Raw genomic sequence first — 22,331 nt, forward strand, 5'->3', positions numbered from 1 at the left:
GTATACCGAATACCAGACAAGGGGTATCGGCCACCGATCTGAAATGATCTGTGCGGCCCCGCGACCAGGCGCCGCCCCCACCCGACTGGAGCACCCGATGACCGATACGCCCGGCGACGTCCACCAGTCGCTCCGGGACCTCGTCTACGTCCAGCTGCGCGAGCGGATCATCGAGGGCGAGTACCCCGCCGGCCGCCGCCTGGTCGAACGCGAGCTGGCCGAGACGATGGGTGTCTCCCGCGTCCCCGTGCGCGAGGCCATGCAGCGCCTGGAGGCGGAGGGCTTCCTCACCGTCCAGGCCCGCCGGGGCGCGGTGGTCGCGGAGTTCGGCCCCGCCGACGCCGAGCACTTCTTCGCCGTCCGGGAGTCCCTGGAGGCGCTCGCCGCCAGCCTCGCCGCGGTGCACGCCACCCCCGCCGGGCTGAAGAACCTCGAACGCATCCTCGCCCGCACCCGCCGGGCCGCCGAGAACGGGCGGCTGCGCGAGACCGTCGGCCTCAACGCCGACTTCCACCGGGCGATCGTCGAACTCTCCGGCAACCCGCTGCTCCAGGACATGATGGCCCCGCTCGACGGCCGGCTGCGCCGGCTGTTCCGGCTCACCTCCGGCCCCGAGAGCAGCACCCCGATGTGCACCGAGCACGAGCAGCTGCTCGCCGCCATCCGCGCCCGCGACCCCGAGGCCGCCGCCGACCTCGCCCGCCGCCACGTCGGCGGCACCCGCGCCTTCGCGCTCACCGCCCTGGCGAACGACTGAGGGTGCGGCGCGGGACGCGACCGGAGACGCCGGCCGGGAGCGCGGCCGCCCCCCAGGGTTCTGGGATGGGCAGCGGCACGGCCCGGCGAGCAGAATTGGCGTAGACCACTGGACCCCCCACCGCCGGGCTCCTCCGCCGCGTCCGGCCGACCGGAGGCACGCATGCTGCGAAGACTCACCTGGCTCCTCGCCCTGCCGACCCTCGCGCTGGGCCTGCTGGCCGGCCCGGCCGTCGTCCCCGCCAACGCCGTCACCGAGCACGAGTTCATCACCGACTACGGGCAGGTGGGACCGCTGCCCGCACCGGTGACCCCGCCCCAGCAGTGCACCTACCGGCGGCTGCACCTGGACGCCGGAACGTACTCCTGGACCCTCAACAGCCCGGGCGGCAGCGCGCCCGGCGAGGACATCCGGGTGAACGGCGGCGACTACGACTGGTCGCTCTGCGTCTACCCGCTCTCGCTGGTCTACCAGATCGACACCAAGCTCCAGCCCGTCGGGCAGAGCGGCTACTACCTCAAGACGAACACCTTCTCGACGTCGTTCGTGCACACCGCCACCTGGGGCTCCACCCTCTACCGCTGGGGTCCGCTCTGACCCGCGGCGCGCGGACGCCCCCCACCCGTCCCGGGCGGGGGGCGTCCGCGTGCCGCGGCCGACCGGCCGTCAGTCCTGGTCGGTCGACGGTTCGCCGGCCGGCGCGGTGGACCTGCCGCCCGACGGCGCCTTGGACCTGCCGCCGTTCGGCGTCGCGGCCCGGCCGCCGGACGGGGCGCCGGAGGGCGCACCGGAGGCGGTACCGGACGGCGAGCCCGTGGCACCCGGGGTGGCGCCCGGGTCCGGCCTGGGCGCCGGGTCGGGGATGTCCGCCATCGGCATCGACTGCTTGGGCGCGCCCCGCAGCGCCTGGTTCATGGCGTCCCGCCAGATCGGGCCGGGCCCGTCCGCGCCGAACACCTCGGTGCGGTACTTGCCGTTGATGGTGATGTTGCGCATCTCCACACCCCCGGCGGGGCCGCCGAGCCAGACCGAGGTGGCGAGCTGCGGGGTGTAGCCGCTGAACCAGGCGGCCTTCTTGTGGTCCGAGGTGCCGGTCTTGCCGGCGATCTGCCGGTCGCCCTCCAGGCTGAGCGCCGAGCCGGTGCCGCCGCTCTCGGTCACCCCGTTCAGGATGGTGTTCAGCACCTGGGCGGTGCTCTCCGAGAAGGCCCGGTCGCAGCGCGCGGGCGGGACGTTGACGTCCGTGCCGTCGACGGTGGTGATCTTGTTGATGGCGACCGGGGCGCAGTACTTGCCACCGGCGGCGAAGGTCGCGTAGACGTTCGCCATGGTCAGCGGGCTCACCTCCTCGACGCCCAGGGCCATCGCGGGGACCTCGTCCAGCGCCTTTCCGCTGGCCCGGGAGGTGATGCCGAGCTTGTTGGCCATCTGCTTGACCGCGCAGAGGCCGATCTCCTCCTCCATCTGCACGAAGTAGGTGTTGACCGACAGGGCCATCGCCTGCTTCAGCTGGTACGGCCCCTTCTCGCTCGCGGACTCGTTGGGCACCGTCACCTTGGGCTTGCCGGTGTTCTTCCAGGTGCCGTCGCAGGTCTTCATCGTCGGGTAGTCCATCTTGTTCGGCGAGGAGTACTCCTGGGTCGGTGACAGCCCCGCCTCCATGGCCGCGGCCGCGACCACCGGCTTGAAGGTGGAGCCCGGCTGGAATCCGTTGCCACCGCCCATCGCCGCGTCCGCGTTGAGGTTGACGACGGTCTGGTTCTTGGCCGGCTCCAGGCCGTAAGGGCGGGTCTGGGCCATCGCCAGGATCTTGCCGGTGCCCGGTTCGACCATGGTGGCGGCGGCCGAGACGCTGTCGGTGACCCGGACGTTGGAGCTCACCGCGTTCTGGGCGGCGGTCTGCTTCTCCGGATCGAGCGTGGTGTGGATGTTCAGACCGCCCTGGTCCCAGAACTTCTTGCGCTCGGCCGCGGTTGCGCCGAACACCGGGTCCTGCTTGACCACGTGCCGGACGTAGTCGCAGAAGAAGCCCATGCCCGCCTGGGCGGTGATGCAGCCCCGCTGCGGATCCCTGTACTTCAGGCCCAGCGGGGCGGCCTTGGCCTCCTTGGCCTGCTCCTCCGTGATGTGCTTGTTCTCCAGCAGCTTGTCGATCACGGTGTTGCGGCGGTTCAGCGCGGCCTGCGGGTGCGCCTTCGGGTCGTACTGCGAGGGGTTCTGCACCAGGCCGGCCAGGGTGGCGGCCTCGGCGACGGTGAGGTCCTTGTTGGACTTGCTGAAGTAGCGCTGGGAGGCGGCCTCCACGCCGTAGGCGCCGTTCCCGTAGTAGGTGATGTTGAGGTAGTTGGTGAGGATCTGCTCCTTGCTCAGATCCTCCTCCAGCTTGATCGAGACCTTCAGCTCCTGGATCTTGCGGCCCAGGGTCTTGCGCATCGCCTCCCGGACGGCGTCCTGGTCGTCGCCCGCCTTCTCGATGTTGACGTTCTTCACGTACTGCTGGGTCAGCGTCGAGGCGCCCTCGGAGGCGGTGCCGCTCTCCGCGTTCTTGCTGATCGCGCGCAGCACGCCCTTGAGGTCGACGGCGCCGTGCTCGTAGAAGCGGGCGTCCTCGATGTCGACCTGCGCCTGCCGCATGTACGGCGACATCTGCTCGGCGGCGATGACGGTGCGGTCGCGCTCGTAGACCTTGGCGATCAGCCCGCCCTTGGCGTCGAAGACCTGGGTCGCCTGGGTGAGCGGCGGGGTCTTGAAGTCGTCCGGAATGTCGTCGAACCCCTCCGCCGTGCTCTTGGCGGTCAGCCCGAGCGCGCCGGCGGCGGGCAGGGCTATGCCCGCGAGCAGCACACCGGACACCACGCTGACGCCCAGGAACGTCGCGCTGTGGCGGACGTACCGGAGCGGCGACTTCCGGGCGGGCCCGGCCGCTTCGCCGTCGGCCCGGTCCTCGGTCGGGAGAAGATTCGATTCCATACTTCCTGGATGTCGTGGAGGCCGCGAATCGTTGCGCGCCTGCGCGAATTTCCGCTCCGGTTCGGGCAGGAACAGCCCAAAAGGGCACATCCGGGCCGCTCCGGCCGCCCCGCTCCCCGGGGCGGGCCGACGGGCCGGGCTGATCGGTGCTGCCGCGCTCTGCCGCTGACCGGCCCGGGCACCCCGGTCCGGCCGGCCGGTGGCCGACGGCACCTGATCCACGTCCGAACTCCCCGCCACTGCCGCCGGGTTCAGCCTCCGACGGCTCCGCCCCCACTGCGCCCCCAGGTCCGCCCCACTTCCGTCCCCGCCCCGCCCCCGCGCTCGCCCCGTTCGCTCCCGTCCGCCGCCCGCACAACCAAGCAGGATCCTGCCCCAGCAGGATCCTGCCGCTCATCGATCGGGGTCGCGGCGGAGGTCAGCGGACGCGACGCCCGTCCGGGATCACCGGAACGCCCCTGGTGAGGGCAGCGGGGTTCGACAGGCGCCGACGGGCCGGGTGGTGCCCGGAGGACGCCGCGGACAACGACCCGCGGGGCGCGGCGAACGTCACCCGCGGCGGTACCACCGGAGCCGCGTCGTCGGCGAGGAACCCGGAGAGGAACCGTCGCTCCGACGGGCTGAGCGCGCGGGAACGGCCGGAGACCGCGTCCCTGGCGACCACGACCGTCCGTGCCCGCATGAACGTGTTCGCGTCACGACACACCTTGACCACCACATGCGCGGAACTGCGCCCCAGCCGGGCCACCGTCAGCCGCACCAGCAACGGTTCCGGCCGGTGGTACAGCTGCTCCAGATAATCGATCTCGTGCCGGGCGATCAGGAATCCGGACGGGAATAGGGATTCCCGGACGGCGACCGGGTGGTGGCAGCACAGGTCGTAAATTCCCTCCTGAACGTAGGAGACCAGCCGGGCGTTGTTGATGTGCCCGTTCTCGTCGACGTCGCTCCACCGGGTGGGACAGACCACCACGTGTGCGTCGACGTCCACCAGGTGTGCGTCGACGTCCACCGCCTGGGTGGCTGCCGCGTTCACCGCTGCTCTGCCGTGGAACCGGTGAGCAGCAGCGCCCGGCGCAACCGCGCGTAGTAGACGGCGTGTTCGGACGCCATCCGGGCCGCGGTCCAGCCTTCCTCGGCCGCCTCGGCGGCGGCTTCGACGACCAGGCTGTCGAGCACGCCGTCGACCGCCCGGCACAGATCGGCCACCGCCGAGAGGCGGTTCGCGACCTCGGCCCCGCCCGCGGCGTGGCGGGCCGGGAAGGCCGCGAGCGATTCCAGTGCGAGCCGCAGCTCGTCCACGGTCTCCGACCGTGATTCCGAAACGAAATTGCGCACAGTTCTCTCCCTGAATGGGTAGGGCATTTCTGGATGGTGCGGACCCGCTGAGCGGGCTCGGTTTCCCCCGGCGCCATGGACGCTATCCCAGCCCGGGGCGCTACCGGGAGGTATACGGAACCAGAGCGGAAACTGACCACTATTGGAGTAGTTTGGCGTTGCATAAAATCAGCCGCATCCTCCGAATGCCAGCCCGGCCGGTCCCGTCCCCCGCCCCTCCCGCCACCCCTCCCCGCGGTCCCGCCACCGGCCCACCGGGTCATCGCCCGATCCCCCAACTGGTCCACCAGCGCGCCTTGTAGAGGTGCGTGCCGGGCAGACTGCGGCTGCCGTCGGGGCGGTGCAGGGTGAGCACCGAGGTGCACCAGGTGCAGGGGCCGGCGTGGTCCGGGGCGGTGGTGAGCAGCCGCCCGGTGCCGGGTTCGTCGCCCACGCTCTTGATGTCCCGCTCGGCCTCCTCGCCGCCCAGCCGGATCCGGGTGAAGCGGTCCGCCGTCGGGTCGAAGCGCCACAGGTGCTCCCCGGTGCTCACCCAGAGCCGGCCGGGCTCGGCGAGCACCGGCGACAGGTCGTGGCCGCCCGGCTCGGGCAGCGGCACCGCGCGTTCGACGCCGAGCAGCGGGGCGGCCGCGGTGCCGCCCACCCGCAGTGCGGTGAGGGTGTCGTCGCCGAGCGCCCAGAGCAGCCCGGAGCGCCCGTCCCAGTGCACCCCGTGCGCGCCCGGCAGCCGGTACTCGGCGTGCGCGGTGGTGCGCGGTCCGAGGGAGGCGGCGTACAGCCGCACCCAGCCGCCGGTGGAGGCGGCGACGGCGACGTTGCCGTCGGGGAGGAGTTCGGCGCTGTGCGGGTTGGCGTGCTCTCCGGTGTCGGTGGCCCACGCGGTGGCGCCGGTCGCGGTGTCGACGACGGCCGCCAGTCCGCCGGAGGCGGTGACCAGCAGGTACCGGCGGCCGTCCCGCACCCGGCTCTTGGCCTCGTCCGGCGCCCCCCAGCTGCGGTGCGGGTCGAGGTCGTCGAGGTCGCCGGCGGTGTCCGCGGACCACGACCAGACCACCGGCTGCCGGTCCGGGCCGCGGTAGGCCATCAGTTCGTCCGCGCTCTGCACCACCAGCACCCGCCGCGAAGCCTGGTCCACCACGGCCACCGCCCACCCCGGCCGCACCCCGGCGGCCGTCGCCGGCACCGCGCCCGCGCCCACGGCCAGGGCCGCCAGGCCGGCCGTCGTCCGCCACAGCCGTGCCCGCTTCGACACCGCCGGCACCTCCCGTCGTCCGTCCCCCGCAACCACCGTGCGGTGCGGGCCCGCCGGCCGCCAGCGCGCGGCATCCGACCGGCGTAAGCGGGCTCGGGCCCCCCGCTTGTCGTACCCGGCTGGTTAGATCGGAAGCCGCGGGCACGGCGAGAGGAACCGGAGAGACGATGAGCACGGGCACGAGGAACGGCGCACAGGCACCGGAGCCGCACGCGGCGGACACCCACGACCTGATCCGGGTGCACGGCGCGCGCGAGAACAACCTCAGGGACGTCAGCATCGAGATACCCAAGCGCCGGCTGACGGTGTTCACGGGCGTCTCCGGCTCGGGCAAGAGTTCCCTGGTGTTCGACACGGTCGCGGCGGAGTCGCAGCGGCTGATCAACGAGACCTACAGCGCGTTCGTGCAGGGCTTCATGCCGTCGGTGGCCCGGCCGGACGTGGACGTGCTGGACGGCTTGACCACCGCGATCATCGTCGACCAGCGGCGGTTGGGCGCGGATCCGCGCTCCACCGTGGGCACCGCGACCGACGCCAACGCGATGCTGCGGATCCTGTTCAGCCGGCTCGGCCGGCCGCACATCGGCTCGGCCAAGGCGTTCTCCTTCAACGTCGCCTCGATCAGCGGCGCGGGCGCGGTCACCGTGGAGCGCGGCGGCCGGACGGTCAAGGAGCGGCGCAGCTTCAGCGTCACCGGCGGCATGTGCCCGCGCTGCGAGGGCCGGGGTTCGATCTCCGACATCGACCTCACCCAGCTCTACGACGACACCAAGTCGCTGGCCGAGGGCGCGATCACCGTGCCCGGCTACACCGGGGACGGCTGGATGACGCGGGTCTTCAGCGGCTCCGGCTTCCTCGACCCGGACAAGCCGATCCGCGACTACAGCGAGCGGGAGCTGCGGGACTTCCTGCACCACGAGCCGACCAAGGTGAAGATCAGCGGTATCAACGTCAGCTACGAGGGGCTGATCCCGAAGGTCCAGAAGTCCATCCTGTCCAAGGACCGGGAGGCGATGCAGCCGCACATCCGGGCGTTCGTCGACCGCGCGGTGACCTTCGCCGCCTGTCCCGAGTGCGACGGCACCCGGCTGACCGAGGCCGCCCGTTCGTCGAAGATCGACGGGATCAGCATCGCCGACGCCTGCCGGATGCAGATCAGCGACCTCGCCGAGTGGGTGCGCGGCCTCGACGAGCCCTCGGTGGCGCCGCTGCTCGCCGCGCTGCGGCAGACCCTGGACTCCTTCGTCGAGATCGGCCTCGGATACCTCTCGCTGGAGCGGCCGGCCGGCACCCTGTCGGGCGGCGAGGCGCAGCGGGTGAAGATGATCCGCCACCTCGGCTCCTCGCTCACCGACGTCACCTATGTCTTCGACGAGCCCAGCACCGGCCTGCACCCGCACGACATCCAGCGGATGAACGGCCTGCTGCGCCAGCTGCGGGACAAGGGCAACACGGTGCTGGTGGTGGAGCACAAGCCCGAGGTGATCGCGATCGCCGACCACGTGGTGGACCTCGGTCCGGGCGCGGGTTCGGCGGGCGGCACGATCTGTTACGAGGGCTCGCTGGAGGGCCTGCGCTCGGCCGGCACGGTCACCGGCCGGCACCTGGACGACCGGGCCGAGGTGAAGAAGGCGGTGCGCACGCCCACCGGCAAGCTGGCGGTCCGCGGCGCGTCCGCGCACAACCTCCGGGACGTCGACGTGGACATCCCGCTCGGTGTGCTGGTCGCGGTCACCGGTGTGGCCGGCTCCGGCAAGAGCTCGCTGGTGCACGGCTCGATCCCGGCCGGGGAGGGCGTGGTGTCCGTCGACCAGAGCCAGATCCGCGGCTCGCGGCGCAGCAACCCGGCCACCTACACCGGTCTGCTGGAGCCGATCCGCAAGGCGTTCGCCAAGGCGAACGGCGTGAAGCCGGCCCTGTTCAGCGCCAACTCCGAGGGTGCCTGCCCGACCTGCAACGGCGCGGGCGTCGTCTACACGGACCTGGCGATGATGGCCGGGGTGGCCACCACCTGCGAGGACTGCGAGGGCCGGCGCTTCGACGCCTCGGTGCTGGAGTACCGCTTCGGCGGCCGGGACATCAGCGAGGTGCTGGCGATGCCGGTGACCGAGGCGGAGGCCTTCTTCGCCGTCGGCGAGGCCCGCACGCCCGCCGCCCACCGCATCCTGACCCGCCTGGCGGACGTCGGCCTCGGTTACGTCAGCCTCGGTCAGCCGCTGACCACCCTCTCCGGCGGCGAGCGGCAGCGCCTCAAGCTGGCCACCCACATGGGCGACAAGGGCGGGGTCTACGTCCTGGACGAGCCGACCACCGGTCTCCACCTGGCCGATGTCGAGCAACTCCTCGGTCTGCTGGACCGTCTGGTCGACTCGGGCAAGTCCGTCATCGTGGTCGAGCACCACCAGGCCGTCATGGCGCACGCCGACTGGATCATCGACCTCGGCCCCGGCGCCGGCCACGACGGCGGCCGTGTCGTCTTCGAGGGCACCCCGGCCGAGCTGGTCGCCGCCCGCTCGACGCTCACCGGCCGGCACCTGGCGGAGTACGTCGGCGCCTGAGCCCGTGGCGCCCCCGGGTCGGCCGGTTCTGCCCGCCGGCCCGGGGGCTTCCGCGTCTACCGCCCGGCGACGGTGTCCGCGAGGCGGGCGAGGGGCGAGGTGGTGGGGCGGCGGCGGGCGGCCTCCTGGCGGTCGGCGGTGTGGTAGGCCGCGTAGAGGGCGTGCACGCCGAGCCAGCGCAGGGGTTCGGGCTCCCAGCGGCGCACGGTGTGGCCGACCCAGGGCAGCCGGGTGAGTTCGGTGTCGTGGCCGAGGACGAGGTCGCGCAGGGTGCGGCCGGCGAGGTTGGTGGTGGTCACGCCGCTGCCGACGTAGCCGCCGGCCCAGCCGAGGCCGGTGCGGTGGTCCAGGTCGACGGTGGCGCACCAGTCGCGGGGCACGCCGAGCACCCCGGCCCAGGCGTGCTCGATCCGGGCGGTGCGGGCGGCCGGGAAGAACGCGTGCAGGATCTCGCGGAGTTGGCGGATGGTGGCGGGCTGGGTGGCGCCGTCGGTGTCGGTCCGGGAGCCGAAGCGGTAGGGGACGCCGCGTCCACCGAGGGCGATCCGGTCGTCGGCGGTGCGCTGGGCGTACATGTAGGCGTGGGCGAAGTCGCCGAGCACCTCACGGCCCTCCCAGCCGGCCTCGGCCCAGAAGGACGGCGGCAGCGGCTCGGTGGCGATCATCGCCGAGTTCATCGGCAGCCAGGTGCGGCGCTCCCCCGCCAGACCCGAGGTGAACCCCTCGGTGGCGCGCAGCACGTAGCGGGCGGTGACGGTGCCGTGCGGGGTGACCGCCCGGGGCTTGCGGCCGCCGCGGATGCCGGTCACCGGGGTGCCCTCGTACAGCTCGACGCCCAGCCGCTCGACCGTCGCCGCGAGGCCGGCGGCGAGCTTGGCGGGCTGGACGCGGGCGCCGTAGGGGCTCCAGACCCCGCCGAGGGTGCCGGCGACGAGCAGCCGTTCGGCGGTCTCGCCGGCGCTCAACTCCTGGACGCGGTCGGGCCCGTAGCTTCGTTCGGTCTCGGCGAACTCGCGCAGCCGGGCCAGTTGGGCGGGGGTGCGGGCGACCTCCAGGACGCCGCCGCGCACCAGGTCCGCGTCGATGCCCTCGGCGTCCAGGGTGTCGGCGACCTCGCCGACCGCCGCGTCCATCACCCGCTGCATCGCGGCGGCGCCGGCCCGGCCGTGGCGGCGGGCGAAGGCGCCGCGCCCGGCGAAGCCGTTGTAGAGCCAGCCGCCGTTGCGCCCGGAGGCGCCGTAGCCGCAGAAGCGCTGTTCCAGCACGGCGATCCGCAGTCCGGGGTCGGCCTTCTTGAGGTGGTACGCCGTCCAGAGGCCGGTGTAGCCGCCGCCGACCACGCAGACGTCGACCTCACGGTCACCGGGCAGCGCCGGCCTCGGTTCGGGCAGTCCGAGCCGGCCCCACCAGAAGGACACCCCGCCGTTCACGCCCCTGCCACCGGATCCCACGGACCCCGACCTCCACTCGCGTTGATCGTTTCCCGGGACGGTACGCCCGCGTGCCGTTCGGGAACCACCGACAGCCTGGAAGAATCCGCACCCCGGCCCAGGCACCCTGTCAGGCCGACAGCCGTTCGAGGACCTCGCCGGCCGTTTCGTCCCCGTCCGCCTCGCCGGCGGCGGTGCGGGCGTCGAAGGCGGCGTTCCGGGCGCGGGCGAGGGTGCCGGCGTCCCGGGCGGGGTCGAGGAAGGCGGAGCGCCGGGGGGCGAGGTGCAGCAGCACCTTCTCGTCGCTCCAGTCGACGGTGAGCTCGACGAGGCCGCTGTCGTCGCCGGCCATCGTGTCGGCGAGGCCGCGCAGGGCGGTGAGCACCCAGATCATGCCGGGGAGTTCGAAGTCGACGCGGGTGTCGAGGTCGACGGTGAGGGAGCCGGTGGCCTCGTCATGGCGGAGGGCGAGTTCACCGTCCTCGTCCAGGCCGTGGAGGAGGGCGGCGTGGTCGCCGTCGATCCAGCGGTCGCACTCGGCGAGGGCGGCGGGCAGTTCGGCGCGGTAGCGGCGGCGGACGGCCTCCTCGCGCCAGGGGGCGCAGAGGCCGGTCCAGTCGGCCTCGGGCCGGGCGGAGGGCGGGGCGACCGGCGAGCGGAGGAACGCCCGCAGCCGTGCCGGGTCCATGGTGACGGCCGCCGTCACCGTGAGGTACCTCGCCATGCCCACCCCTTCGTCGGTCCGGTCGCGCCGGGTGCGCGGGGGCCGATTCTGCCCGCCCCCGCCGACAGCCGCGGCGTGCGCGGCGTCGGGGCGGGGACGGGCAGGGCGTCACGGGGCGGGCGTCAGCCGAGGGTGGAGGCGGTGACGGGCTCGCCGATCGGGATGGTCTGGCCGGCGAGACCGGTCTTGACGAACTGCCAGGTCAAACCGTTGATCACGCCCTGGCCGAGGGGTGCGAACCTGGCGAAGGCGGGCTGGCTGAGGTCGATGTGGGTGGAGTCGCAGGACGGACACTGGTCCTTGACGGGCACGGTGAGGGTCTTGCCCTGGTAGCTGACCTTGACCGAGATCCCCTTGCAGACCGGGTCGTTGTTGGGGTTGGCGGTGGTCCACCAGGTGTGCGAGACGGCGACGAGCAGCTGGGTGGCGGCATTGATCTGGGTGCCGCAGGCGCCGTAGCCGGCGTCGTTGTAGTAGGTGGCCTTGCCGGTCATGGGCTTGTTGATCGGTATCGCGGCACTCGCGGTTCCGGCGCTCAGGGCGACGATCGCGGCGGCGGCCAGCGGAACGCCCGCCAGGATCCGCAGCTTCGGGGCAACGCGCATGTGGGTCCTCCCAGTTGGGTCGTTGGGAAGGACGGTAGGCGGGATCGGGACGAGTGGTACAGACAGATGACATGTTGTCATGAACACAAGCCGGGAATCTTTACCCGCACGACCGAAGGAGGGACGATACGTGACCGCACCACTCCTCCGCGCGTTCAGCAGGGCACCCGTTCCCACGTCCTCGGAGGCCCCCGTGCGCACCCTCGCCCTGCTCGCCGTCCTCACCGCCGCGCTCACCGGAGCCCTCGCCGGACCGGCCGCCGCCGCCCCGGAGGTCCGGGAGGTCAACCAGGGCTACAGCATCCCGGTCGGCGCCGTCACCGACCTCGGCGCGCTGCCCGTGCTCGGCGGCCTCGGCCTGGACTTCGCCCGCCTGCTGGGGGCCTGACGAACCCCGCCCCGGACTTCGAACGGCCCGCCCGGACGCGCTCCGGACGGGCCCTTCCGCTGCCGGCGGGGTTTCTTCCGCTGCGAAAGTTAGTAATCCCGACACGCCCCCGACAGGCGGGAACACGCCGCCGCAGCCGTCCCGTCACCGCCCGACCATCGTCCGCAACGCGGCGCCACACGGCCGCAACATGCCTTCTCACCGGGCAGAACGGGTGATTGACAGGGAGGCGGGGGCTTCAGCACGATGAGCGCCGAGCCCACTCGCAGCGCCCCGGACCCGGAAGGAGGGCCGATGAGCACGGTTCACCGCACCGCCCCGGCCCGCCGCGGCTGTCGCTGTTGTCGCGGGGCACTCGCCCGCTGATCCCGGGCCGCCCGGCCCCCGCGTGCCACTCTTCACCGGCCCGCTCCTCACCGCGTCGCGCCGTGCCGCGTCACACCCTTCACCGCGTCACGTCCTTCACCGCGACCCGCCCCGCCCGCGTCCGCCGCCGGGGCGTACCCACGCATCCCCATGTCCGCTCCACGAGAGTCGAGGAACCGCCATGTCCACCGCCACCACCACCGAGCTCCGCCTCACCCCCGCCGCCGGCCGGATCGGCGCGATCGTGCACGACGTGCGCCTCGGCGGCGACCTGCCTGCCGAGACCGTCGCCGCCCTCGAAGCCGCGCTGTACGAGCACAAGGTGCTGTTCTTCCGCGGCCAGCAGCACCTCGACGACGCCGAACACGAGGCGTTCGCCCGCCTGTTGGGCCAGCCGGTCGGCCACCCCACCGTCCCGAGCGCCGACGGCCGGTACATCTTCGAGCTGGACGCCACCAAGGGCGTGCGCGCCAACAACTGGCACACCGACGTCACCTTCGTGCCGTCCTACCCCAAGGCCTCGATCCTGCGCGCCCTGGAGCTGCCGCCGGCCGGCGGCTCCACCGTGTGGGCCAACACCGCGGCCGCCTACCAGGACCTGCCGCAGCCGCTGAAGGTCCTCGCCGAGTCGCTGCGCGCCGTGCACACCAACGACTACGACTACGCGGCGAGCCTCGCGCTGCGCCCCGAGCTCGCCGAGAACGCCGAGGTGGCCAACCTGTTCCGCCAGGTTTTCGTCTCCACCGCGTTCAAGACCGAGCACCCGGTGGTCCGCGTCCACCCGGTCACCGGCGAGAAGAGCATCCTGCTCGGCGCGTTCGCCCAGCGGATCCAGGGCGTCTCCGGCGCCGACGGCAAGGCGCTGATCTCGCTGTTCCAGCGCTACGTGGAGCGGCTGGAGAACACCGTGCGCTGGGACTGGCAGGTCGGCGACGTCGCGATCTGGGACAACCGGGCCACCCAGCACTACGCCGTCAACGACTACGGCGACGAGCCGCGCCTGGTCCGCCGGATCACCCTGGACGGCGACCTGCCGGCCGGCGTGGACGGCGCCCCGAGCCGGCTGCTGGAGCCCACCGAGCCGCCGCGGGTGGCCGGGCTGGTGCCGGCCGAGCAGCTGGAGGCCGAGCGGCGGGACGCCCAGCAGTAGGAGACCGGGCCGCAGCCGACCGGGCAGCAGGCCACACCAACCCTCGCGCAGCGCTGAGCGGCGCCGGATCCCCGAAGGACGAAGGATGTTCGCCGAGCTGACGAGCACGGTCGTCACCACCGCCCCGCCGCGCACCGGGGACGCGCGGCGGGACGTCAACGCCGCCGCCGTCCTGCGGGCGGTGCTGGACCACGGTCCGGTGGCCCGCAGCCGGGTGGCCGCGCTGACCGGCCTGAGCCCGGCCGCCGTCTCCCGCCAGGTGGTCGACCTCGTCCGGCTCGGGCTGCTGCGCGAGCGGCCCGAGCTGGCGGCGGCCCCCGGCGGCGGCGCGGTCGGCCGCCCGCAGCTCCCGGTGGACGTGGATACCGAGCGGATCGCGGTGGCCGGCCTCCACATCGGCCTGCCGTCCACCACCTTCGCCTTCCTCGATCCGCGCGGGAACGTGCTGCACCGCAGGGAGTTGAACCACCGGGGACGCACCGGCCCGGCCGTGCTGCGGCCGCTGCTGGAACGGCTGCCCGGGCTGCTCGCCGCCGCCCCGGACGGCCGCACCGTGGTCGGCCTGGGCGCCGTCACCGGCGGCACGGTCGACCGCGATCGCGGACGGATCATCCGTCACGATCCGCTCGGCTGGCAGGACCTGCCGCTCGGCGAGCTGCTGGCGGACGCCTGCGGGCTGCCCGTCCAGGTGGACAACCACGCCCGCGCGCTGACCCAGGCGGAGATCCTGTTCGGCCACCCGGCGGCCCGGCGCTCGATGGTGCACCTGTTCGTCGGCCATGTGGTGGACGCGGCCCTGGCGGTGGCCGGTGCCGTGCACGTCGGCCCGGCCTCGCCGACCGGGGAGATCGCCCACCTGCCGGTGCCGGACAGCGACGTGCCCTGCCACTGCGGCCGGACCGGCTGTCTGGTGGCCGCCGCCTCGGACACCACGCTGTTCGAGGCGGCGGCTGCCGAGGGGATCACCGAACGGCCCGACCGCGCCGCGCTGGTGGCCGCCGTCAAGGCCGGCGACCCGCGGGCCGACCGGCTGGTGCGGCGGCGCGCGGAGGTCGTCGGCCGGGCGCTCGGCCTGCTGGCCGACGTGGTCAACCCCGATCTGCTGGTCCTGACCGAGCACTTCACCTCCCTCGACCCGGCCTATCTGGAGGTGGTGCGCGCCGCGTTCGCGCGCGGCTCGCACCTGCGGCGCGACACCGGCCTGGTGATCGCCCAGCGGCGCGGCGCCGACGTGCTCGCCGTGGCCGCCGGGGCGGCCTCGCTCGGCGCCCTGTACGCCCGCCCGGTGCACGCCCTGACGACCGCCCCGCCCCCTCGCCGACCGACCCCGACAGCTCCTTCCCGCAGAGGATCCCACTCGTGACCAGCTTTCCCACCGCCTCCCCGCTCTCCCGCCGGGCGCTGCTCCGCGGCGGCCTGGCCGGCGCCGGCCTGCTGACCCTGGCCGCCTGCCGCTCGGCCGCCGACACCGCCGCCGGACGGAGCGCCGGCGACGCGGCGGGCCCGCGCCGCGGCGGCGTCCTCACGGTCGGCGCCGGTGTCGACTTCACCCCGGCCCTGCTGTTCGCCCAGAGCGCCAACACCCTCGTCCAGCGACTGGTCTTCAACACCCTCACCCGCTACGACGACCAGCTGAAGCCGCAGCCCGAGCTCGCCACCTCCTGGGAGGTCGCCCCGGACGGCACGAGCGTCACCCTCAGGCTGCGCGAGGACGTGACCTTCCACAGCGGGCGCCGGTTCACCGCCGACGACGTGGTGTTCGCCGTCAAGAACCTCCAGAACCCGGCCCGCTCCGCCCAGTTGCGATCCACCGCCGCCGCCGTCACGGACTTCCGCAAGAACGGCGACTTCGAGCTCACGCTCGTCCTCGCCCATCCGGTGAGCAATCTCTTCGACCTCTTCGAGTTCATGATCATCCCGGACTCGGCGACCGTCGAGGAGGCCTTCGCCGGGACGAAGCTAATCGGCACCGGCCCCTACACCTTCACCGAGCGCAAGCCCGGCAGCTCGCTCACCTTCGCCCGCAACGCCGCCTACTGGAACCCGGGCCGCCCCTACCTGGACGGCGTCGAGATCCGCGTCGTCCCGCAGCAGGAGTCGCTGCTCTCCTCCCTGCGGACCGGCCAGACCCACCTGTCCTACAGCGTCCGCGGCAAGGACGTCGCCACCCTCCGGAGCGACCCGCAGTTCCGCGTCACGCCCTACGACACCGGCTCCGGCGCCCACTACATCGGCGTCAACCTGACCGCCGAGCACGTCGGCGACAAGCGGGTGCGGCAGGCCATCGCCTGGGCCGTCGACCGCGAGCGGCTGGTCCAGCAGGCCCTCGGCGGCTACGGCACCGTCTCCTCGACGCCCTGGCCCAAGTCCTCCCCCGCCTACGCCGCGGACGCCTCCGCCCACTACCGCCACGACCCGGAGCGCGCCCGGCAGTTGCTCAAGGACGCCGGACTCGGCGGCATCAGCCTGCCGTTCGCGCACAGCAACGACCCCGGCAGCACCTCCATCGCGCAGATCCTCCAGTACGACCTCCAGCAGGTCGGCATCGAGACCGTGCTGCAGCCCACCGACTCGCCCACCATGCAGAAGCAGCTCATCGCCCAGAGCATGCCCGCGCTGTGGACGCTGAGCCACGGCTTCGCCCAACTCCACCCCGCCACCCTGGCGGTGAGCGCCTACCCGTTCAACGAGGCCAAGAACAGCTCGCACTTCAGCTCGCCCGGCTACACCGACATCGTCCAGCGCGCCTGGAAGCGGCCGGACAGCGACAGTGCCGAGGCCAAGGCGCTCTACGGGCAGATCACCGACGTCCTGCTCGACGAGCAGTTCGTGATCGACCTCGCCATCGCCGGCCTCACCGAGGTCGCCGGCGGCAAGGTCCGCGGCGCCACCCTCAACAAGTTCGGCTACCTCAACCTCGACGACGCCTACCTCACGGCCTGAGCGGACGGCCCGAACCCATGCGAAGCTTCCTCCTCAAGCGGCTGCCCTCCGGGCTGCTCGTCCTCCTCCTCGCCTCCTTCCTGGTCTTCCTCATCCTGCGCCTGATCCCCGGCGACCCCGCCACCACGCTGGCCGGCCCCGACGCCGGACCACCCGCCGTCGCCGCGATCCGCGCCCAACTCGGCCTGGACCGGCCGCTGCTGACCCAGTACCTGCACTGGCTCGGCGATCTGCTCAGCGGCGACCTCGGGCCCAGCTACTCGATCGGCGGCCAGGTCGCCGACCTGATCGGCGACGGGATCGGCGCGACCGTCCAACTCACCGCCGCCGCCCTGCTGCTGGTCGTCCTGCTGGCCCTGCCGCTGGGCGTGCTCGGCGCCACCGCCCGGCGCCGCCCGGTCGCCGCCGCCGTCCGCGCCTTCACCACCGCCGTGCTGGCCGTGCCGCCGTTCGTCACCGGCGTGCTGCTGGTGCTGCTGTTCGCCGTCACCCTCGGACTGCTGCCGGCCGGCGGCCACGAGTCCCTGCTCGACGCCCCCGACCTCGCGCTGCAGTACCTGCTGCTGCCCGCCGTCTGCCTCGCCCTGCCCAGCGCCGCCGTGCTCGCCCGCTACCTCACCGACGGCATCCACCGCGCGCTCGCCGAGGACTACGTGCGCACCGCCACCGCCGTCGGCGTCTCGCGCCGCCGGATCGTCTGGCGGCACGCGCTGCCCAACGCGCTGCCCTCCGCCGTCACCGTGCTCGGCCTTCAGATCGGCCACCTGGTCGCCGGGGCGGTGCTGGTGGAGCGGATCTTCGCCTGGCCCGGACTCGGCCAGCTCGTCGAACAGGGCGTGCTGCGCCGCGACTACCCCGTGGTGCAGGCCCTGCTGCTGCTGATCGTCGCCGGCTACGTCGCCGTCCAGCTGCTCACCGACCTCGTGTACGCCTGGCTCGACCCCCGGATCCGGTGGGAGTAACCGATGACCGCCCTGACCGCCCCCGCCCCGGCGCGCCCCGCGCGCACCTCCGCCCGCAACCGCTACCTCGCCGGGCTGCTCTCCGCCCGCGGGCTGACCGGGCTCGCCCTGGTCGGCACGATCGCGCTGGCCGGGCTGCTCGCCCCGCTGCTCACCGACCACGACCCCGACGCCCAGGGCCCGCTCGCGCTCGCCGGGCCCAGCGCCGAACACCCGCTGGGCACCGACGACCTCGGGCGCGACCTGCTCAGCCGGGTCCTGCACGGCATCACCACCGACCTCGCGCTGACCTTCGGCGCCGTCCCGGTCGGCGCGCTGATCGGCTGCTCGCTCGCCCTGCTCGCGGCCGGCCACCGCTGGGCCGACACCGCCGTCCAGCGGGTCTTCGACCTGGTGCTCGCCTTCCCCGGCATGATCCTGGCGCTGGCCGTCACGGCCGTGCTCGGCCCGGGCCGCTGGCCGGTGTTCATCGTCATCGCGCTCGCCGAAGTCCCACTGTTCGGCCGACAGTTGCGCTCCGGCATCCTGGTCCAGCGGGAGCGCGAGTACGCGCTGGCCGCCCGGGTCGGCGGCGCCTCCCGGGCCCGGGTGCTGCTGCGGCACGTGCTGCCGAACGCCGTCGACCCGCTGATCGTGCAGACCGCGGTGGCGCTGTCGGTCGGTGTGTTCATCGAGGGCGCGATGAGCTTCCTCGGGCTGGGCGTACGCCCGCCGGAGCCGACCCTCGGCTCGATCCTCAGCCAGTCCGTCGGCTACCTCGCCACCCATCCGACCTTCGCGGCCGCCCCGCTGGCCGCCACCACCGCGCTGGTGCTCGGCTTCACGCTGATCGCCGAGGCCCTGAACCGGGGAATCCGCCGATGACCACCAGCACAGCGTCCGACGACACCCCGCCCCGCGCCGACCGCACGGTCCTGCGGGTCACCGACCTCACCGTGGCCTTCGAGGGCACCACCGCCGTGGACGGCGTCGGCTTCGACCTCGCCGCCGGGGACACCCTCGGCCTGGTCGGCGAATCCGGCTCCGGCAAGTCCACCACGGCGCTCGCCCTGCTGCACATGCTCCCCGCCGGGGGCCGGATCACCGGCGGCTCGGTGCAGTTGGCCGGCCAGGACCTCGCCGCCCTGCCGGAGAGCGCCCTGCGCGCCGTCCGCGGACGGCGGATCGCCATGGTCTTCCAGGACCCGATGTCCTCGCTCAACCCGGTGCTCACCGTCGGCAAGCAGCTCGACGAGGCGCTGCGCGCCCACGGCAGGCACCCCGACAGGCGTGAACGGGCCACCCGCGCCGTCGAGCTGCTCGACCTGGTCGGCATCCCCGACGCCGCCGGGCGGCTGCGCGACCATCCGCACCAGTTCTCCGGCGGACAGCGCCAGCGCGTCATGATCGCGCTCGCGCTCGCCAACGACGCCGAGGTGCTCGTCGCCGACGAACCGACCACCGCCCTCGACCCGACCGTCCAGCAGCAGATCCTGCGCCTGCTCACCCGGATCAACCGGGAGACCGGCACCGCGCTGGTGGTGATCAGCCACGACCTCGGGGTGATCGCGCAGACCTGCCGCCGGCTGCTGGTGATGCGGCACGGCCGGGTGGTCGAGTCCGGCGCCACCGCCGAGGTCCTCGGCTCGCCCCGGCACCCGTACACCAAGCAGCTGCTGGCCGCCGTCCCGCGTCTGGAGGCGCCCTCGGCGGCCGCCGCCAACAGCGCGCCCGGCACCGAACCGCTGCTCACCGTGACCGGTCTGCGCAAGACCTACGGCGCGCGGCGGCGCGCGGTCACCGCGCTGGACGGCGTCGACCTGGTGCTGCACCCCGGCGAGACGCTCGGACTGGTCGGCGAATCCGGCTCGGGCAAGTCCACACTGGCCCGCGCGCTGGTCCAGGTGCACGCCCCGACCGGCGGCGAGATCCGTTTCCGGGGGCGGGAGTTCGGGCGTGGCGGCGAACGGGACGCCCGGCGCGAGGTACAGCTGGTCTTCCAGGACCCGTACGCCTCGCTCAACCCCCGGATGACCGCCGGGCAGATCATCGCCGAGCCGCTGATCGCCCACGGCCTCGGCGACCGGGCCGCACGCGCCCGGCGGGTCGCCGAACTCCTGGAGCAGGTCGGCCTCGATCCCGACAGCGCCGAGCGGCATCCGCGCGCCTTCTCCGGCGGCCAGCGCCAACGCATCGGCATCGCCCGGGCGTTGGCGCCCGAACCGAGCGTGCTGATCTGCGACGAGCCGGTCTCCGCACTCGACGTCTCGGTCCAGGCCCAGGTGCTCGATCTGCTCGCCCGCCTGCAGCGCGAGCTCGGCCTCGCCCTGCTGTTCATCGCCCACGACCTCGCCGTCGTCCGGCAGGTGAGCCACCGGATCGCCGTCATGCACCGCGGCCGGATCGTCGAGACCGGCCCGGCCGACCGGGTCGTCACCGCGCCCCAGCACCCCTACACCACCGAACTCCTGGCCGCCGTCCCGCGCCTGGACACCCGGCCCGCCGTCCGCACCGGCCGGCCCGCCGCCCTCACCACCCGGAGCACCGCATGAGCGCATCCCCCGACGCCCGGCCGTACCGCGATCCGTACGCCGGCTTCCCCGGCACCGTCGGCCGCACCTTCCGGGAGTCCACCCCGGCCTGGCCCGACCGGGTCCGCCCGCGCGAGGGCGCGCCCAACATCGTCGTCGTCCTGGTCGACGACCTCGGCTACAGCGACATCGGCCCGTTCGGCTCCGAGGTCCCCACCCCGGTCCTGGACGGCCTCGCCGAGCGCGGCGTCAAGCTCGCGAACTACCACACCATGCCGCTCTGCTCCCCCGCCCGGGCCGCCCTGCTCACCGGTCTCAACCCGCACCGGGTCGGCTACTCCTTCGTCGCCAACGCCGACCCCGGCTTCCCCGGCTACGGCATGGAGATCGCCGACGACATCCCCACCCTCGCCGAACTGCTGCACGACGCCGGCTACGCCACCTACGCCGTCGGCAAGTGGCACCTGACCCGCGACTCCGCCTCCAACGCCGCCGACCACCGCGCCAACTGGCCGCTGCAGAAGGGCTTCGACCAGTACTACGGCGTCCTGGAGGGCCTCACCAGCCTCTTCCACCCGCACCAACTCGTCCGCGACAACAGCCCGCTGGACATCGACGAACTCCCCGACGGCTACTACTACACCGACGACATCACCGACCGCGCCATCGACATGGTCACCTCGCTGCGCGCCCACGACGCCGACAAGCCGTTCTTCCTCTACCTCGCCCACAACGCCGTGCACGGCCCGCTGCAGGCCAAGCCCGAGGACCTCGCCCGCCACCGGGGCCGCTACGACGACGGCTGGGACGAGCTGCGCGCCACCCGGTTCGCCCGCCAGCTCGCCGCCGGCCACTTCCCGCCCGGCACGCGACTGCCCGACCGCAACACCGAATCCGGCTACGAGGTCGGCCCGTGGAGCGAACTCACCCCCGCCCAGCGGCAGCTCTACGCCCGCTACATGGAGGTCTACGCGGCGATGGTCGACAACGTCGACCAGAACCTCGGCCGGCTGCTCGACACCCTCGCCGCGCTGGGTGAACTCGACAACACCATCGTGGTGTTCACCTCCGACAACGGCGGCACCGGCGAGGGCGGCGCCGAGGGCACCCGCAGCTACTTCAGCCGCTTCGTCCACCACCCCGGCCTTCCCGAGGACTGGAACCCCGACGTCGAACGGGAGGTCGAGCTGATCGGCGGCCCGCGCTCGCTGGTCCACTACCCGCGCGGCTGGGGCATGGCCTCCAACACCCCGTTCCGCCTCTACAAGGGCCAGACCCACGCGGGCGGCGTGCGCGTCCCGTTTGTGCTCTCCTGGCCCGCCGGCCTCCCGCGCGCCGAGGGCGACCCCGGCGTGCGCACCCAGTACCAGTACGTCACCGACCTGCTGCCCACCCTGCTCGACCTCGCCGGCCTGGAGCGGCCCGCGCGGCGCGGCGGCCAGGACACGCAGTCCCTGGACGGCTTCACCTTCACCTCCGTCCTGCGCGACCCGGCCGCCGCCTCCACCCACCCCGAGCAGTACTGCGAGATGACCGGCAACCGCAGCTACTACCGCGACGGCTGGAAGCTGGTCACCCTGCACCGCCCCGGCGCCCCGTACGACGACGGCGAGTGGGCGCTGTACGACCTGCGCACCGACCCCACCGAGATCCACGACCTCGCCGCCGAACACCCGGACGTCGTCAAGGAGTTGTCTGCCGCCTGGGAGCAAGCGGCCTGGCGCAACGGCGTCTTCCCGCTCGCCGACGGCAGCGGTGCGCTCGCCCGCCGCCACCCCGACGACGCCCGGCTGCGCCGCCCGCTGCGCCTGCTCGCCGGCACACCCGAACTGGAGCGCTACCGCTCGTCGCGGCTGATCTCCTTCCGGTCCTTCGCCGTCGAGGTCGAACTCGCCCACCACGGCGCCGAGGACGCCGGCGTCCTGGTCTCGCACGGCGACCAGGGCGGCGGCTACAGCCTCTACGTCGAGGACGGCCGGCTGCACCTCGCCTACAACCAGTACGGCGAACTCTTCGAGGCCGACGCCGGCCCGCTGGCCCCCGGCGCCCGCCTGGTCACCGTCGAGGCGACCGCGGTGGCCGGCCTGCGCTGGGAGTTCCGCGTCCTGGTCGACGGCACCGAGACCGGCCGGCTCGGCCCCGTCCACCAGCTCATCGGCATGGCCCCGTTCCAGGGCATCAGCGTCGGCGTCGACCGCAGGTCCCCGGTCTCCTGGCCGCTGTACGAGCGCCACCGCTCCTTCCGCTACAGCGGCGCCCTGCGGGCCGTCACCTACCTGCCCGGCGAGCCCGCCCCCGACGACCCGGAGACCGTCGCCCGTGCGCTGCGGGAGGCCGCCGCCGCCTTCGAATAACCGATCAGTCAGCCGATCATCGCG

At 73.4% G+C, this 22,331-nt stretch carries 18 protein-coding genes; 11 read left to right on the forward strand and 7 right to left on the reverse strand.

What is annotated here, in order from left to right; genetic code table 11:
- The first annotated feature begins 97 nt into the window (after positions 1-97).
- Together ACFVVU_RS27935 and ACFVVU_RS27940 are read left to right on the forward strand one after the other, a co-directional pair.
- Entirely contained in the window at positions 98-757 is a 660-nt protein-coding gene (locus ACFVVU_RS27935) for a GntR family transcriptional regulator (protein WP_380682385.1), read from the forward strand.
- 162 nt (positions 758-919) lie between these two features.
- Entirely contained in the window at positions 920-1,354 is a 435-nt protein-coding gene (locus tag ACFVVU_RS27940; protein ID WP_380682384.1) for a hypothetical protein, read from the forward strand.
- Positions 1,355-1,423: 69 nt separating this feature from the next.
- Here ACFVVU_RS27940 and ACFVVU_RS27945 read toward each other — a convergent pair whose 3' ends face one another.
- The 4 genes from ACFVVU_RS27945 to ACFVVU_RS27960 form a co-directional block, all read right to left on the reverse strand.
- The gene (locus ACFVVU_RS27945) at positions 1,424-3,727 is read right to left on the reverse strand and encodes a transglycosylase domain-containing protein (RefSeq protein WP_387792999.1); all 2,304 of its coding nucleotides are present in this window, start codon (positions 3,725-3,727) and stop codon (positions 1,424-1,426) included.
- A 418-nt stretch (positions 3,728-4,145) separates the two neighbouring features.
- Positions 4,146-4,763, reverse strand: a complete 618-nt coding sequence (locus ACFVVU_RS27950; RefSeq protein WP_380681885.1) for an acyl-CoA thioesterase — start codon at positions 4,761-4,763, stop codon at positions 4,146-4,148.
- Complete coding sequence (locus ACFVVU_RS27955; protein WP_355365310.1) at positions 4,760-5,065, reverse strand: hypothetical protein; 306 nt, start codon at positions 5,063-5,065, stop codon at positions 4,760-4,762. The genes ACFVVU_RS27950 and ACFVVU_RS27955 overlap by 4 nt, the downstream gene beginning before the upstream one ends.
- A gap of 259 nt (positions 5,066-5,324) precedes the next feature.
- Complete coding sequence (locus ACFVVU_RS27960) at positions 5,325-6,317, reverse strand: DUF6528 family protein (protein ID WP_380681883.1); 993 nt, start codon at positions 6,315-6,317, stop codon at positions 5,325-5,327.
- A 167-nt stretch (positions 6,318-6,484) separates the two neighbouring features.
- On the opposite strand from ACFVVU_RS27960, the gene ACFVVU_RS27965 reads away from it, so the two are divergent.
- Positions 6,485-8,875, forward strand: a complete 2,391-nt coding sequence (locus ACFVVU_RS27965; RefSeq protein ID WP_387793001.1) for an ATP-binding cassette domain-containing protein — start codon at positions 6,485-6,487, stop codon at positions 8,873-8,875.
- Between the two features lie 56 nt (positions 8,876-8,931).
- On the opposite strand, the gene ACFVVU_RS27970 is transcribed toward ACFVVU_RS27965, so the two are convergent.
- The 3 genes from ACFVVU_RS27970 to ACFVVU_RS27980 all read right to left on the reverse strand — a co-directional run bounded on the left by ACFVVU_RS27970 (position 8,932) and on the right by ACFVVU_RS27980 (position 11,634).
- On the reverse strand, positions 8,932-10,305 hold the full coding sequence (locus ACFVVU_RS27970; protein WP_387793002.1) for an NAD(P)/FAD-dependent oxidoreductase: 1,374 nt from the start codon (positions 10,303-10,305) through the stop codon (positions 8,932-8,934).
- Between the two features lie 130 nt (positions 10,306-10,435).
- Positions 10,436-11,029 (reverse strand): hypothetical protein, encoded by a 594-nt coding sequence (locus ACFVVU_RS27975; protein WP_387793004.1) that lies wholly within the window; start codon positions 11,027-11,029, stop codon positions 10,436-10,438.
- 122 nt (positions 11,030-11,151) lie between these two features.
- On the reverse strand, positions 11,152-11,634 hold the full coding sequence (locus ACFVVU_RS27980; RefSeq protein ID WP_387793006.1) for a cysteine/serine endopeptidase inhibitor: 483 nt from the start codon (positions 11,632-11,634) through the stop codon (positions 11,152-11,154).
- Positions 11,635-11,764: 130 nt separating this feature from the next.
- Between ACFVVU_RS27980 and ACFVVU_RS27985 the strand changes: the two genes are divergently transcribed.
- The 8 genes from ACFVVU_RS27985 (at position 11,765) to ACFVVU_RS28020 (ending at position 22,307) form a co-directional block, all read left to right on the forward strand.
- The gene (locus tag ACFVVU_RS27985; RefSeq protein WP_380681878.1) at positions 11,765-12,022 is read left to right on the forward strand and encodes a hypothetical protein; all 258 of its coding nucleotides are present in this window, start codon (positions 11,765-11,767) and stop codon (positions 12,020-12,022) included.
- Positions 12,023-12,569: 547 nt separating this feature from the next.
- Positions 12,570-13,538, forward strand: coding sequence for a TauD/TfdA dioxygenase family protein (locus ACFVVU_RS27990; RefSeq protein ID WP_380681877.1), 969 nt, complete (start codon positions 12,570-12,572; stop codon positions 13,536-13,538).
- 85 nt (positions 13,539-13,623) lie between these two features.
- Positions 13,624-14,901 carry an ROK family transcriptional regulator gene (locus ACFVVU_RS27995; RefSeq protein ID WP_380681876.1) on the forward strand — a complete coding sequence of 426 codons (1,278 nt, stop codon included), beginning with the start codon at positions 13,624-13,626 and terminating at the stop codon, positions 14,899-14,901.
- A complete protein-coding gene (locus tag ACFVVU_RS28000; RefSeq protein ID WP_380681875.1) occupies positions 14,898-16,481 on the forward strand; it encodes an ABC transporter substrate-binding protein in 1,584 nt (527 codons plus the stop codon). Before ACFVVU_RS27995 ends, ACFVVU_RS28000 begins: the two co-directional genes overlap by 4 nt.
- Positions 16,482-16,498: 17 nt before the next feature.
- Complete coding sequence (locus ACFVVU_RS28005; RefSeq protein WP_380681874.1) at positions 16,499-17,443, forward strand: ABC transporter permease; 945 nt, start codon at positions 16,499-16,501, stop codon at positions 17,441-17,443.
- 3 nt (positions 17,444-17,446) lie between these two features.
- On the forward strand, positions 17,447-18,307 hold the full coding sequence (locus tag ACFVVU_RS28010) for an ABC transporter permease (protein ID WP_387793009.1): 861 nt from the start codon (positions 17,447-17,449) through the stop codon (positions 18,305-18,307).
- Positions 18,304-19,974, forward strand: a complete 1,671-nt coding sequence (locus ACFVVU_RS28015) for an ABC transporter ATP-binding protein (protein ID WP_387793011.1) — start codon at positions 18,304-18,306, stop codon at positions 19,972-19,974. The genes ACFVVU_RS28010 and ACFVVU_RS28015 overlap by 4 nt, the downstream gene beginning before the upstream one ends.
- Positions 19,971-22,307 (forward strand): arylsulfatase, encoded by a 2,337-nt coding sequence (locus ACFVVU_RS28020; RefSeq protein ID WP_387793014.1) that lies wholly within the window; start codon positions 19,971-19,973, stop codon positions 22,305-22,307. The genes ACFVVU_RS28015 and ACFVVU_RS28020 overlap by 4 nt, the downstream gene beginning before the upstream one ends.
- Positions 22,308-22,331 lie beyond the last annotated feature (24 nt).

Source organism: Kitasatospora sp. NPDC057965, from assembly GCF_042887135.1.
Lineage (GTDB): Bacteria > Actinomycetota > Actinomycetes > Streptomycetales > Streptomycetaceae > Kitasatospora.